Consider the following 15001-nt stretch of genomic DNA (forward strand, 5'->3'; position numbering starts at 1 on the left):
CAAGAAATACCAAGGCAAGCGACTCGTCGAAAATTGAGTTTTGTCTTGAGCAAAGGTTATAAGGTCTTCGGATCTTAATATGATTTAAACTGAAGAGTTTGATCATGGCTCAGATTGAACGCTGGCGGCAGGCTTAACACATGCAAGTCGAGCGGTAACAGGGGTAGCTTGCTACCCGCTGACGAGCGGCGGACGGGTGAGTAATGCTTAGGAATCTGCCCAGTAGTGGGGGACAACAGTCGGAAACGGCTGCTAATACCGCATACGCCCTTTGGGGGAAAGCAGGGGATCTTCGGACCTTGCGCTATTGGATGAGCCTAAGTCGGATTAGCTAGTTGGTGGGGTAATGGCTCACCAAGGCGACGATCCGTAGCTGGTCTGAGAGGATGATCAGCCACATCGGGACTGAGACACGGCCCGAACTCCTACGGGAGGCAGCAGTGGGGAATATTGGACAATGGGGGAAACCCTGATCCAGCCATGCCGCGTGTGTGAAGAAGGCTTTCGGGTTGTAAAGCACTTTCAGTGAGGAGGAAGGCCTTAAAGCTAATACCTTTAAGGATTGACGTTACTCACAGAAGAAGCACCGGCTAACTCCGTGCCAGCAGCCGCGGTAATACGGAGGGTGCAAGCGTTAATCGGAATTACTGGGCGTAAAGCGCGCGTAGGTGGTTGAGTAAGCGAGATGTGAAAGCCCCGGGCTTAACCTGGGAACGGCACTTCGAACTGCTCGGCTAGAGTGTGGTAGAGGGTAGTGGAATTTCCTGTGTAGCGGTGAAATGCGTAGATATAGGAAGGAACACCAGTGGCGAAGGCGGCTACCTGGACCAACACTGACACTGAGGTGCGAAAGCGTGGGGAGCAAACAGGATTAGATACCCTGGTAGTCCACGCCGTAAACGATGTCAACTAGCCGTTGGGGATCTTGAATCCTTAGTGGCGCAGCTAACGCACTAAGTTGACCGCCTGGGGAGTACGGCCGCAAGGTTAAAACTCAAATGAATTGACGGGGGCCCGCACAAGCGGTGGAGCATGTGGTTTAATTCGACGCAACGCGAAGAACCTTACCTGGCCTTGACATGCAGAGAACTTTCCAGAGATGGATTGGTGCCTTCGGGAACTCTGACACAGGTGCTGCATGGCCGTCGTCAGCTCGTGTCGTGAGATGTTGGGTTAAGTCCCGTAACGAGCGCAACCCCTATCCCTAGTTGCTAGCAGGTAATGCTGAGAACTCTAGGGAGACTGCCGGTGACAAACCGGAGGAAGGTGGGGATGACGTCAGGTCATCATGGCCCTTACGGCCAGGGCTACACACGTGCTACAATGGTACGTACAGAGGGTTGCAAACCCGCGAGGGGGAGCTAATCTCACAAAACGTATCGTAGTCCGGATCGGAGTCTGCAACTCGACTCCGTGAAGTCGGAATCGCTAGTAATCGTGAATCAGAATGTCACGGTGAATACGTTCCCGGGCCTTGTACACACCGCCCGTCACACCATGGGAGTAGATTGCACCAGAAGTAGTTAGTCTAACCTTCGGGAGGACGATTACCACGGTGTGGTTTATGACTGGGGTGAAGTCGTAACAAGGTAGCCCTAGGGGAACCTGGGGCTGGATCACCTCCTTAAACGAAGTCGAAGCTTCGGTCAGAGTCCACACGAATTACTTGGTTGATTGATAAAGAGAGCAAGGGTCTTTCAGGCCCGACTTGGCTTGTCTGTGGCAAGCAAAACCGGGTCTGTAGCTCAGGTGGTTAGAGCGCACCCCTGATAAGGGTGAGGTCGGTGGTTCAAGTCCACCCAGACCCACCAAAATCGCGTAGCTCGTCGTTGTGTCCGAACTTGCATAGCAGGCTATGCGGCGTCCGAACACGCCTAGATCTACACGATTTTACGAGATAGCTTTTGGGGGCTATAGCTCAGCTGGGAGAGCGCCTGCCTTGCACGCAGGAGGTCGGCAGTTCGATCCTGCCTAGCTCCACCAAATATTACTTGGTCACCTGACTTCGGTCAGTGTACAGAAACAAGTGTTTCAACGCTGTGAAGTTTGAAATCCTTCTTTCTGATCACTGGGTCAGATTTGCTCTTTAACAAATTGGACGAGATAGAACACGAAGACATTTTCTCATTATCTCCGAGAGAATGTGTTCAATGTGATAGCGATTTTTTCAAGCGTTATCCGGTGTTGTCGTTGAAGTGGTTGTGTATGACTTCGAGTGACTGTCTCTGAATGTTCCTGGAACATTGTCGCTTAACTTCGGTTAGGTGTCAGTCTTCTGTGTCATCAGTGATCAGTTGTCTTGGGGTTATATAGTCAAGCAACTAAGCGCATACGGTGGATGCCTTGGCAGTCAGAGGCGATGAAAGACGTGGAAGCCTGCGATAAGGTTCGGGGAGCTGGCAAACAAGCTGTGATCCGGACATTTCTGAATGGGGAAACCCACCCGATTTCGGTCGGGTATCTTGCACTGAATACATAGGTGTAAGAGGCGAACCGGGGGAACTGAAACATCTAAGTACCCCGAGGAAAAGAAATCAACCGAGATTCCCTAAGTAGCGGCGAGCGAACGGGGACTAGCCCTTAAGCTAGACAACTGGTAGGAGAAGGCTCTGGAAAGTGCCGCCATAGTGGGTGATAGCCCCGTATCCGAAACCTGAGTCTAGTGAAATCGAGTAGGACGGGACACGTGGTATCCTGTCTGAATATGGGGGGACCATCCTCCAAGGCTAAATACTCCTGACTGACCGATAGTGAACCAGTACCGTGAGGGAAAGGCGAAAAGAACCCCTGTGAGGGGAGTGAAATAGATCCTGAAACCGTATGCGTACAAGCAGTCGGAGCAGACTTGTTCTGTGACGGCGTACCTTTTGTATAATGGGTCAGCGACTTATGTTCAGTGGCGAGGTTAACCGTTTAGGGGAGCCGTAGGGAAACCGAGTCTGAATAGGGCGATTTAGTCGCTGGGCATAGACCCGAAACCGGGCGATCTATCCATGAGCAGGTTGAAGGTTGAGTAACATCAACTGGAGGACCGAACCCACTGTCGTTGAAAAGCCAGGGGATGACTTGTGGATCGGAGTGAAAGGCTAATCAAGCCCGGAGATAGCTGGTTCTCCCCGAAAGCTATTTAGGTAGCGCCTCGGACGAATACCACAGGGGGTAGAGCACTGTTTCGGCTAGGGGGTCATCCCGACTTACCAACCCGATGCAAACTCCGAATACCTGTGAGTACTATCCGGGAGACACACGGCGGGTGCTAACGTCCGTCGTGAAGAGGGAAACAACCCAGACCGCCAGCTAAGGTCCCCAAATTCCAGTTAAGTGGGAAACGATGTGGGAAGGCTCAGACAGCTAGGAGGTTGGCTTAGAAGCAGCCATCCTTTAAAGAAAGCGTAATAGCTCACTAGTCGAGTCGGCCTGCGCGGAAGATGTAACGGGGCTCAAACTGGATACCGAAGCTGCGGCTGCATACTTTGTATGCGGGGTAGGGGAGCGTTGTGTAAGCCTGCGAAGGTGAGTTGAGAAGCTTGCTGGAGGTATCACAAGTGCGAATGCTGACATGAGTAACGACAATGCGGGTGAAAAACCCGCACGCCGGAAGACCAAGGGTTCCTGCGCAACGCTAATCGGCGCAGGGTGAGTCGGCCCCTAAGGCGAGACCGAAAGGTGTAGTCGATGGGAAACGGATTAATATTTCCGTACCTTGGATAGCTGCGATGGAGAGACGGAGAAGGCTAGGTGAGCCGGGCGACGGTTGTCCCGGTTTAAGCGTGTAGGGAGTGGGTTTAGGCAAATCCGGATCCACAATCCTGAGACGTGACGACGAGCACCCTTTTACGGGAGCGAAGTCATTGATGCCCTGCTTCCAGGAAAATCTTCTAAGCTTCAGGCTATTCGAGACCGTACCCCAAACCGACACAGGTGGTCAGGTAGAGAATACCAAGGCGCTTGAGAGAACTCGGGTAAAGGAACTAGGCAAAATGGTGCCGTAACTTCGGGAGAAGGCACGCTGGTGGTATGTGAAGTTCCTCGCGGACGGAGCAGAAGCCAGTCGAAGATACCAGGCCCCTGCGACTGTTTATTAAAAACACAGCACTGTGCAAACACGAAAGTGGACGTATACGGTGTGACGCCTGCCCGGTGCCGGAAGGTTAATTGATGGGGTTAGCATTCGTGCGAAGCTCTTGATCGAAGCCCCGGTAAACGGCGGCCGTAACTATAACGGTCCTAAGGTAGCGAAATTCCTTGTCGGGTAAGTTCCGACCTGCACGAATGGCGTAACGATGGGGGCGCTGTCTCTACCCGAGACTCAGTGAAATTGAAATCGCCGTGAAGATGCGGTGTATCCGCGGCTAGACGGAAAGACCCCGTGAACCTTTACTATAGCTTCACAGTGAACTTTGAATATGTTTGTGTAGGATAGCTGGGAGGCTTTGAAGCGTGAACGCCAGTTTGCGTGGAGCCAACCTTGAAATACCAGCCTGGCATGTTTGAGGTTCTAACTCTGGTCCCTTATCGGGATCGAGGACATTGTGTGGTGGGTAGTTTGACTGGGGCGGTCTCCTCCTAAAGCGTAACGGAGGAGCACAAAGGTGGGCTAAGTACGGTCGGACATCGTACGGTTAGTGTAATGGCACAAGCCCGCTTAACTGCGAGACTGACACGTCGAGCAGGTACGAAAGTAGGTCATAGTGATCCGGTGGTTCTGTATGGAAGGGCCATCGCTCAACGGATAAAAGGTACTCCGGGGATAACAGGCTGATACCGCCCAAGAGTTCACATCGACGGCGGTGTTTGGCACCTCGATGTCGGCTCATCACATCCTGGGGCTGAAGCCGGTCCCAAGGGTATGGCTGTTCGCCATTTAAAGTGGTACGCGAGCTGGGTTTAGAACGTCGTGAGACAGTTCGGTCCCTATCTGCCGTGGACGTTGGAGATTTGAGGAAAGTTGCTCCTAGTACGAGAGGACCGGAGTGAACGAACCTCTGGTGTTCGGGTTGTCACGCCAGTGGCACTGCCCGGTAGCTATGTTCGGACAGGATAACCGCTGAAAGCATCTAAGCGGGAAGCCCCTTCCAAGATGAGATCTCCCTGGACCCTCGAGGTCCCTAAAGAGCCGTTCAAGACCAGGACGTTGATAGGTCGGGTGTGTAAGCGCTGCGAGGCGTTGAGCTAACCGATACTAATTGCTCGTGCGGCTTGACTATATAACACCCAAGACAATTGTCTGGATAACGTCGAAAAAATCATCATCACACTCGTTCTATCCCGTCCCCCAGTGATCAACCGTTTTGTCTGACGACCATAGCGGCTTGGAACCACCTGATCCCATCCCGAACTCAGAAGTGAAACAGGCCTGCGCCGATGGTAGTGTGGCATTTGCCCATGTGAGAGTAGGTCATCGTCAGACTCTTAAGTCCAAACCCCAGCTTCGTGCGAAGCTGGGGTTTTTTTATGCCCGAATTATGCCCGAATTATGCCCGCTCGCACAGTTGCAGTTCGAACATATCGTTACAGTACGTTAAGGAAACTGACAAATAAAAAAACAATGTCAGTACTGAAGGTGCATTCGCTTTTACACCGCAGGAATGCCCTCAGCTTAACAGCACGTGTGCAGCGGAACTATTATGAGTAGATTGGTAGCAGCGCTTACCTTCTCCACCCTGTCTCTGGGAGTAAGTGCCGACTTGAATCCAATTGCTGATGAACACCTGTCGGAGGTTATCGGCCAGGCTTTTATCTCAATCGATCGTGATTTCCATCCCGATGCCTCTACCGCTTATACGAGAATCAATCTCGGAATGGATATAGAGGTTCAAACAAATATTGATACGCTTGAGCTCGGCCGCTATGAGCGGGATGGAGAGAAGCCGGGTACGTCAGACGTACTCATTAATAATTTTGCGCTAGGTTACATCCAGAACGATAAGTTCTTTCAGGACAACCCGGAAGTCCCGGAAATGTATAAAGCCGATGGAGCGGCTTATGCTGAAAATGAAGTCGTCCCCTTCTTTATCGAGAACCCCTTTATTGAATTTGCCTTTGATCAGCAGACGCAAGAAGTTATCGGCGTGCGACTGGGATTTGGCGATGCCATGGGTATATTGTCTGCTGATATTGAAACGTTAACAGGCAATGTAAACGTGATGATCAAAGACGTGGGTGGGGCAATGAAAAATGCCAAGCAAGAAAATCCAACGATATCCGATCAGTTAATTCATTTCCTTACTCCTATTCTCGAAAAAAATAACGCACTGGAAACCAAGGCGCGATTGGTTGATGGCGACCCTAATTCGCCAACTTACGGCGAGATTGATGAAATCAGATCAGAACATATTGGCGTTCCTGATGGTGAAAGGTTTGTACTTGAGGGTGCTAGCACGTTTGCTCGCCTGTTTATGAAGGATCTTTTGGCACCGGGTTCAAGCTCTAAAATAGAGGTTCCAGGTTGTAATAACCTGTTTGACTGTCCAGAAGGCAATATCGAAGTTATTGCAATGGATTGTAAGGTTCTCTCTATACAATCCTGTTTCGATTTGGGGCAATATCGATCATTCGCGGTGGGCGAGTTGGGACAAACTAACGGCGAAAGAAGTGTTGTTGCTCCCGTTGCAGGTGCTTTTATGTCTTTCCAGACCAGGGCGGTAGAGTGGGTTAAAGATGTAAAGCAGGGAAAAATGGCCGAAGCTGAGTTTTTGCAAGCAACCAGTGGTGCTTTCTTCAACATCCCGAATGGTGCGACAGAAGTTAACCTGGGCGAGGCACTTAATGGTGTGCCTCGGTATCGATCTGAATACATAGATCGCGGTAGGGGACTCTTTTAATGACCTTCACAAACGTTCGCAAGATTGCTCTTGAATTTGTGATGTCACGGAGCTTGCTTCTGGGAGTGATGCTCGGATGGCAGGCTGTTGCTTTAGCAGAACTCCAATCGCTTGATGATGGACAGTTGTCCAAAGTTGATGGTGCGGGCATTGGGCTTGTGCTCGATAGCTTTACGTTTTCCCATGGCACTGACAAGCCGGACCAAAGTGGTGAGCAGGCGAGAGTCTTCAGAATTTCCGGAATTAAAAGTACCGATGGCCAAGAAGTCGATATCACAGTAAACCACTTATACATCGCTGGTGCCGACAGCAACTATGGCCAGAATCTTTCGCCGGTAAACTTGGGACGCCTGATGAACCCATGGAGCATTGATGTCCTAAACGGGGATGATATAGGCATTCCCAATAAAGCCGTCCTTGAGCTTGCGGCATCCACCAAGGTGCCGATGGCAGAGGGTTTTGATTGTATGGGTGGCTCTGCTGCAGCGGGATCCGGTACATGCTCAAGCCGGCCTGCCACTGCTGACTGGAGGGGAGAGCGTGCGGACATTGGTATGCAAATGAACGTCGCAGTTGGCGCGGATCGCTCGTCCAATCTCAACTTTCATGCGCGCAGTGCGGTCATTGATGGCAGCTATATCAGGCTTTGGGGGGATGGTGAGCGCAAGCAAATGGCTGGTGAGTTTCGCTTCAACCTCTATTCCCCTGAATTCTCAATTAACGCATGTTCGCTCGATGGGGTCACATGCGGCTCCCGCATAACAATGTCTGACTTTGCATTGGAGCTTGCAATCGGCAATCGGTACCAGCCGATCTTTTTCGATGTTGATGGAAGCGGAAACTTCATACTTGAAGTTGACACCATAGCAGCACCCCCCACGGGGCACATAGCTGCAAGTGGGAAGCGGGATGGCAGTAATGCAGCGACCTGGGATTTCTACAACGATTATTACTCGAATCCTGAATATCGCAGTAATTTGCACATAGGTAACTTTAGTGTGGGGGCCAAAGATTTTGGCCCGGCGCGCATGGAGGGCATGCTGATTCAGCATCTCAAGATACAAACCAAGGACTTAGCGCTATGAGCCAACGCCTGCTGAGTTTAAGGAATCGTCTATCTTTCGCTTTTGCTTTAAGTTTCCTGTCCCTGATTGCCGCAGCTGAGATGGCTCCCTTGGAAGATGATGTGCTCTCGGATGTTTCAGGCCAGGGTGGTATTTACCTGTCTGGGGATGTGAGCATCAACGCGCTGGGTGGGCCGGTCGAGAACAGCTACTTCGGGAGTTGTGATGATGTAACCAGAAAGTGTGGGGCCAGAATAGCGTATCGGCTAAAAGAAACAGGCGGTTGGTTGGTTCTCGATGAGCTCCGGGGCGGTTTTGCCTTTGAAGGCCTGACACTGGGGATGCGAACAATAGATACGGGCTTTGGTGGTGATGGTGCGCTCTTCAATGGTGACGTGCTGGAGCTAGGCTTGCCAAATATCGTTCGTTTCGACGATGTCCGGTTCAAGATTGCAGCTAGCAGCACGCCCAGACCGACGGATCTTGGGTTTCAGCAAACAGATATATTCACAGTTGAGATGCAGGGCGATGTAATCATGGAAGGCAACCTGCTGGTCTTCCCAACGGGAAATCCATAAAGGGTGGTGCTATGAGGATCGATAAAGGTCGGGACTACATTCTTGTTATCCATTTTGGGCTGTTGTTTCTGGGCCTGGCATCGGCTGCATCTGCGGGAATGAAGAGTCTTGATGATTCAGAGCTCGCCTCAGTTAGCGGGCAAAGCGGCATTACGCTGGAGATGGATCTGGCAGTAACTGCAGACAAGGTCACCTACTATGATGATGGCAAGGGTATTCACCTGGAAGGGTTTCGCGTGGGCTCCGCTTCTGATCCAAATGGCTCAGCGCATCACGTAGTAAAGGTTGATATAGGTGCAGATGCATCACTGAACCTTGGTTACCTGGTTGAAGATCGCAGGATCGAATTTGGTGATATTCGACTCGCGGGTGCTCCGGGCCTGAGTATGGGTGGTGTCTTTCTTGATCACTCTCTTGAGGGCTATGTGAATATAAAACAGGGTGGTGCCACGGGCGGCGCGGGCTATGCCTTTGATACTGCGTACACCATGACCGGAGGGCGTTTAGGCTATAGGACCAATGGTAACGAATTCTTTCTCGATGGTATTACGATGGATGTTGAGGCTTTGGGTATAACGCTGGATGTGGTTGGCGATACGCTCAAGCTGGGTGCACCCAGAATTGTTGGTAACTGGAAAGTAGAAGCCATTCGATACAGTGGAAATGCACTGAATCATGGCGTTAGCACTGATGCAGGGTCGGGTGCATTACTACCCTCCTATGGTGGGATAAGTGGTGAGTTCGATCTGTCTTCAAACTCGGATATCAGGGCCGGCGGCCGCGAGGGTGAGGGGTTACGGTTTGACAGCCAGACTACTATTCACAGTGCCTCCTTTCTCTATCATGACGACGCTAATGTCCTTGCTCTCAGAAACATCACTGGGTATCTGAACGTGCAAGATTTGCGGCTTGATGTTGCGACTGACTGGAATAACAGGCCGGCCTTGGCCTTGACCCTGGGAGCAATGGCTGGCGAATTTAACGTTGGTACCATTGAAATGGGCGCCAACAACAAAAGTATCGGGGAGGTCAACGCGAACTTCCTGTTCCAGGATCATTCGTACAACGGGAATAGCTACACGAACGCAATCTATTTGCAGGGCGGCGGGCACGCAGAAGCAGGGCCGCAAGGTATGCGCCTGGCAACAGAATGGAGTTTGGCTAATGCAGATATAAGCTACACAGAAGATGGCAATCGTGTGATTTTCAGTGGTCTTCAGTCTTGGGGGCGAGGTGACGTTGTTCTGAATGTTACCCGGGAAGAGGTCCGTGGCGGTACGCAGTTCTTTGATGGCCTTCGAATCGGGTTTGAGAATGTAACAGCCGGTTATCGGATCAATGGACTCAAGGTTGGTAGTGACGATGCGCAGCTTCAGGGCGGTACAGAGCTACTCCTTGCCCTTGGCTTCTATCCATCCTACGAATTTGAACTAGATGGTCATATTACGCTTGGAGCCGGCGGCGCAAGCGGCGAAGGAATAACGGTCAACTCAGACATTCGCATAAGGAACGGTAAGGCCGCAATTATAGCTGACGCTTACGACAAGGGTAGGGGCGAGATTAGCCAGAAGGGCTTGTGGATCAGTGAGCTTGAGTACGATGCTCATGTGCGTGGTATGACCATCGATGCAACGGCCGATGGCCTGGAAATGGTCACGGCAGAGTCATGGGGCACTATGGATATTGGAAATCTCAGGGTCGGTGATAAGGGTGCTGGAGGCAGTCTTGGCAGGTTTGTGGTCCAAAGCTATGAGCTTGGAAGCAGCATGGCTATTCTCCCGGGTGGTGCGGGAGATGTGTGCGCGGGCGGAGCTGGCACTACGCAAATGGTGTGCGAAGCCTCAGGTGGTATTTGGGAAACCAGGGGGGAAGAAGGTGTTACAGTTCGCTTGAAGCAAATACTTGCCAGAGCAGACGGGAATAAAAAGAATGCTTTTTCTTGGGAGACCAATAGAGAGTTGGACTCCAATGGAAATCCAGTTAATGGCACGGGCGCCAGCGTGCTGTTAAATGATATTTATACCAGTGATGGTGGGGATTTTGATGGTGACGGTGTAGACGATAACACCTTCGGTATTCGTACAGATCTCGCGGTAGATGTATATCAAACCAAGGTCGTTAAGAAGCAAGACGGCCCCGATTTTCTTGGTGTTGTGGGAGCAAAAGGCGATGAGAAAATCATGGATGCTTCGGCGGCTCAAGGCTATCGGTATGTCAGCAACCCAACCCAGGGTGATTTGGCAAATCGCCCGTTAGGCTTCGCGGTCAAGGCCCAAAGCCAGTTCAAAGAACTATCCATAAACAACATTGATCTTATTCACCCCACAGGTGGCGCTCAAACGGCTGTTTACGGCGTCATGATGCAGAATTTTGACATCAGGGCTAACCTGACAGCGACACCGATTCCTTGACTGCAGTGGCGGCCGTGCTTTTACTGTACCGGCCGCCAGTTTTGCTTTTTTGCTCTCTCCTGGTGTTTAATCCGCCGGTACCTAATCTTCCGGCCGGATAATATCTGATGAAACTCAAAGCCCTTGTTGCCCTTCTCAGTGATGGACAGGTTCACTCTGGTGAATCTCTCGCCCAAGAGCTGGGCGTGAGTCGCACAGCTATCTGGAAGCAGGTGAAGCGTCTAATGGATCGTGGTTTTGAGGTGGCGAGTATTCGTGGCCGTGGTTACCAACTGATGTCTCGGGTTGATTTGCTGGATTCGGCCATGATCCTCGCCCACCTTGATGAAGAGTTGGCGGCGAGGATTGATTTGAGGGTTTGCGATGAGGTGGATTCAACTAACGCTGAAGTTCTCAGGCAGGTTGCGGAAGGTTGTGGAAGCAAGCTCCCTATATCCATTGCCGACTGTCAGACGGCTGGGCGCGGCCGAAGAGGTCGAAGCTGGCAGAGCCCGCGAGGTGAGAATCTATATCTGAGCATGGGGCTTGTCTTTCACGGAGGCTTTTCGGTTCTGGATGGGCTTAGTCTGGTGTTTGGGGTTGCTGTTGCTGAAGCGCTTGAGATGCTGGGTGTGACGGGTGTTGGTTTGAAGTGGCCAAATGATATATTTCTACCGGCGGGAAAGCTGGGAGGCATCCTTGTGGAGCTGCAAGGTGAGTTGCAGGAGGGTGTTGTGCGGGTGGTTGTAGGTATTGGAATCAATGTGCATATGCTTAAAGCTGGCGGCGTTGATCAGCCCTGGAGTAGCCTGGCGAGCGCGTGCCCGGACACCGAATGGACGAGAAACCGGGTGGCGGCAGCGGTTATTGGTGCAGTGGCTGATGCTGCAGATGATTTTTCGAATAAGGGCTTTGGTGTATTCCGTGAGCCTTGGCAAAAGCGTGATATATACAACAATCGCCTTATCCAGGCAAAGGATGGGGAGTTGAAGGGTGTTGGCAACGGTATTGATGGTAGCGGCAACTATTTACTTGTAACTTCCGATGGGGGTGTTGTCCCCATTCGTGCCGGTGAGATCAGCTTGCGGGTAGCTCCATGAGGCTGTTGATCGACGCTGGGAACTCCAGGCTGAAATGGCGCCTTGAGGAGTCTGGGCAGGTTTTCGATCAGGGAGTAGGTGTTACTGCCGATGTAGACCCTCTGCCGGGTTTCTCTGCAGCTGAAGGGCGTGTTTCCAGGGTGGCAGTTTCTACTGTCGCGTCAGAATCAAAGAGGGTAAGCCTGTTCAAGCATCTGTCCAGCCGATTTGACGCGCCGGTCACCTTCTACTGGGCGGAGGCTGTCAGAGGTGGGCTAAAAAGTGCGTATAAAGACTGCAGTCAAATGGGTGCCGACCGCTGGCACGCTATGTACGGGGCTTGGCAACGGCGCAATCAGGCATTTTTGGTGGTTGACGCTGGCAGCGCGATAACCGTTGATTATGTCGACTCTGAGGGGCGGCACCTTGGGGGGTTTATTTTGCCAGGCCTGAATATGATGCGTCGCAGTTTGCAAGTGGACGCAGCTCGAATAGATTTTGATCCCAGTCAGGTTTTGAATACAAGTCTTGGGGTGAGCACAAGCGAATGCGTTAATCACGGTATTGCATGGCTGTCTGAGGCGCTGGTTGAGCGGGTCAGGCGCGACTGCATAGCTCTCGGTATCAGCGATATTCTGGTTACTGGAGGCGACGCCGAGAGACTCCTCCAGCTTGGGTTGGTTGCAGAGTTCCGCCCGTCTTTGGTAATGGACGGACTTGGTCTTATAGATGCAGAGGCCCATGCAGAATGAAATGGCTGGCCTTGGTATTGGTTGTTATCAATTTTTGTGTTTGGCAGCTGAGTGATTACTCCAAAGTGGCTAGTCAGCCTGGTTCCGCTGTGAGTGGGAGTCTGCCGAGAGTAACAAGCCTCAAGGTTCAGAAAAATGCCGTCGTTGCTTCGGAGCCAGTCTCTAATGAGTGGGTGTGTGTCAGGGTGGGCTGGATAAAGAGTGTTGAGGTTGCGGAGGCTCTTGGTGCCCACTCAGTTTTTTCCAGAACTCAAAGTTTGTCCCTGGAGAAGGTCGAGAGGCCATTGCCGTCATTGCACTGGGTTATCATACCCCCTCAGCCCCCGGCAGCGGCATTGGAACAGTTCCGGGATATGCAGCGGCGAGGCGTAGATTCGTATCTGGTGACTGAGGGTGAGAACAGAAACGCGATCTCACTTGGTTTGTTTGAGTCTCGTAGCGCAGCAATATCCGTGCTGGAAGAAAAAAAACGCAAGAATTTTAACGTGGTACTAGTCAACTTCGACCGAAATCAGATAAGCTACGCGCTCGCTTTTGAGGCTGAGTCAAATCTTGTAGAAGAGATGGTTCAGGCGGTAGAAGCGGATTATGGGGCGGAATTTGACTTTGTTGAGGTCAACCGTTGCGAGGGTGTTGCAACTCGCGAAAATAATCCGTAGTATACCGCCCTCGCTGAACAAGCGAATGTGAGCTGGCGTAGCTCAGTTGGTAGAGCAGCTGACTTGTAATCAGCAGGTCGGGGGTTCGATTCCGTCCGCCAGCTCCACTTTTTTGTTGTGACAGGCGTGTAGCACTGCGTCTGACTCGGAGGGGTTCCCGAGTGGCCAAAGGGATCAGACTGTAAATCTGACGCGAAAGCTTCGCTGGTTCGAATCCAGCCCCCTCCACCACTTAATTGCTCGCGGGCATCGTATAGTGGCTATTACCTCAGCCTTCCAAGCTGATGACGCGGGTTCGATTCCCGCTGCCCGCTCCAATTTGATTTGCAATGCTCATGTAGCTCAGTCGGTAGAGCACATCCTTGGTAAGGATGAGGTCACCGGTTCAACTCCGGTCATGAGCTCCACTATTTATCCGGTCAACGTTACTATCCAGGTTGATTAGGGGGATTGGTCGAATGTCTAAGTCTAAGTTTGAAAGAATTAAGCCGCACCTTAACGTGGGCACTATTGGTCACGTTGACCATGGTAAGACGACTCTGACCGCTGCTCTGACTCGTGTGTGTCACGAAGTTTGGGGCACAGGTTCTGCGAGTGCATTCGATCAGATCGATAACGCACCGGAAGAGCGTGCGCGTGGTATTACCATTGCGACCTCTCACGTTGAGTACGATTCTCCTAACCGTCACTACGCACACGTAGACTGCCCGGGCCACGCGGATTATGTGAAGAACATGATCACTGGTGCGGCACAGATGGATGGTGCGATTCTGGTTTGTTCCGCAGCTGACGGCCCTATGCCTCAGACGCGTGAGCACATCCTGCTGTCTCGTCAGGTGGGTGTTCCTTACATCGTTGTGTTCCTGAACAAAGCGGACATGGTTGACGATGAAGAGCTGCTTGAGCTGGTAGAGATGGAAGTTCGCGAGCTGTTGAGCGCGTACGACTTCCCGGGTGACGACACTCCGATCATCACCGGTTCTGCTCTGATGGCTTTGCAGGGCAAAGACGACAACGAAATGGGCACCACCGCGGTCAAGAAGCTGGTAGAAGCTCTGGATGATTACATCCCTGAGCCGGAGCGTGCGATTGATCAGCCGTTCCTGCTGCCGATTGAAGATGTGTTCTCTATCTCCGGTCGTGGTACGGTTGTAACCGGGCGTGTTGAGCGCGGTATCGTCAAGGTTGGTGAGGAAGTTGAGATTGTTGGTATCAAGGATACCGTCAAGACGACTTGTACCGGTGTTGAGATGTTCCGTAAGCTTCTCGACGAAGGTCGTGCGGGCGAGAACGTGGGTGTACTGCTTCGTGGTACCAAGCGTGACGACGTTGAGCGTGGTCAGGTTCTGTGTAAGCCGGGCAGCATCAAGCCGCACACCAAGTTCGAGTGTGAAGTATACGTACTGAGCAAGGATGAGGGTGGTCGTCACACTCCGTTCTTCAAGGGCTACCGTCCTCAGTTCTACTTCCGTACGACTGACGTAACTGGTTCCTGTGAATTGCCGGAAGGCGTGGAAATGGTTATGCCTGGTGACAACGTTCAGATGGAAGTAACGTTGATTGCTCCGATCGCCATGGAAGATGGCCTGCGCTTCGCGATTCGCGAAGGCGGTCGTACCGTTGGTGCCGGCGTAGTCGCCAAGATCATCGAGTAA

8 protein-coding genes, 6 tRNA genes and 3 rRNA genes are annotated in these 15001 nt (G+C 51.9%); all 17 read left to right on the forward strand.

What is annotated here, in order from left to right:
• Positions 1 to 86 precede the first annotated feature (86 nt).
• The 17 genes from RKA07_RS09305 (at position 87) to tuf (ending at position 15001) form a co-directional block, all read left to right on the forward strand.
• A 16S ribosomal RNA gene (locus RKA07_RS09305) occupies positions 87 to 1627 on the forward strand.
• Positions 1628 to 1734: 107 nt separating this feature from the next.
• A tRNA-Ile gene (locus RKA07_RS09310) sits at positions 1735 to 1811 on the forward strand.
• 96 nt (positions 1812 to 1907) lie between these two features.
• Positions 1908 to 1983: transfer RNA gene (locus RKA07_RS09315), tRNA-Ala, on the forward strand.
• Positions 1984 to 2311: 328 nt separating this feature from the next.
• Positions 2312 to 5207, forward strand: a 23S ribosomal RNA gene (locus RKA07_RS09320).
• Positions 5208 to 5294: 87 nt separating this feature from the next.
• Positions 5295 to 5410, forward strand: a 5S ribosomal RNA gene (gene rrf / locus RKA07_RS09325).
• Together the 16S, 23S and 5S rRNA genes with 2 tRNA genes alongside form the textbook arrangement of a ribosomal RNA operon.
• 217 nt (positions 5411 to 5627) lie before the next feature.
• Positions 5628 to 6824 (forward strand): hypothetical protein, encoded by a 1197-nt coding sequence (locus tag RKA07_RS09330; protein WP_310966191.1) that lies wholly within the window; start codon positions 5628 to 5630, stop codon positions 6822 to 6824.
• A complete protein-coding gene (locus tag RKA07_RS09335; RefSeq protein ID WP_310966192.1) occupies positions 6824 to 7909 on the forward strand; it encodes a hypothetical protein in 1086 nt (361 codons plus the stop codon). The genes RKA07_RS09330 and RKA07_RS09335 overlap by 1 nt, the downstream gene beginning before the upstream one ends.
• A complete protein-coding gene (locus tag RKA07_RS09340) occupies positions 7906 to 8466 on the forward strand; it encodes a DUF6160 family protein (protein WP_200205317.1) in 561 nt (186 codons plus the stop codon). The genes RKA07_RS09335 and RKA07_RS09340 overlap by 4 nt, the downstream gene beginning before the upstream one ends.
• An 11-nt stretch (positions 8467 to 8477) precedes the next feature.
• Positions 8478 to 10877, forward strand: a complete 2400-nt coding sequence (locus tag RKA07_RS09345; protein WP_310966193.1) for a DUF6160 family protein — start codon at positions 8478 to 8480, stop codon at positions 10875 to 10877.
• Positions 10878 to 10984: 107 nt separating this feature from the next.
• A complete protein-coding gene (locus tag RKA07_RS09350; protein ID WP_310966194.1) occupies positions 10985 to 11956 on the forward strand; it encodes a biotin--[acetyl-CoA-carboxylase] ligase in 972 nt (323 codons plus the stop codon).
• Entirely contained in the window at positions 11953 to 12687 is a 735-nt protein-coding gene (locus RKA07_RS09355) for a type III pantothenate kinase (protein WP_310966195.1), read from the forward strand. Before RKA07_RS09350 ends, RKA07_RS09355 begins: the two co-directional genes overlap by 4 nt.
• Positions 12684 to 13346, forward strand: a complete 663-nt coding sequence (locus RKA07_RS09360) for a hypothetical protein (RefSeq protein WP_310966196.1) — start codon at positions 12684 to 12686, stop codon at positions 13344 to 13346. The genes RKA07_RS09355 and RKA07_RS09360 overlap by 4 nt, the downstream gene beginning before the upstream one ends.
• Before the next feature lie 31 nt (positions 13347 to 13377).
• A tRNA-Thr gene (locus RKA07_RS09365) sits at positions 13378 to 13453 on the forward strand.
• Positions 13454 to 13493: 40 nt separating this feature from the next.
• A tRNA-Tyr gene (locus RKA07_RS09370) sits at positions 13494 to 13577 on the forward strand.
• 11 nt (positions 13578 to 13588) lie between these two features.
• Positions 13589 to 13663, forward strand: a tRNA-Gly gene (locus RKA07_RS09375).
• A gap of 14 nt (positions 13664 to 13677) precedes the next feature.
• Positions 13678 to 13753 (forward strand) — tRNA-Thr (locus RKA07_RS09380).
• 51 nt (positions 13754 to 13804) lie between these two features.
• Positions 13805 to 15001 carry an elongation factor Tu gene (tuf, locus tag RKA07_RS09385; RefSeq protein WP_310966022.1) on the forward strand — a complete coding sequence of 399 codons (1197 nt, stop codon included), beginning with the start codon at positions 13805 to 13807 and terminating at the stop codon, positions 14999 to 15001.

The organism is Marinobacter xiaoshiensis (genome assembly GCF_031631795.1).
Classification (GTDB): Bacteria; Pseudomonadota; Gammaproteobacteria; order Pseudomonadales; family Oleiphilaceae; genus Marinobacter; species Marinobacter xiaoshiensis.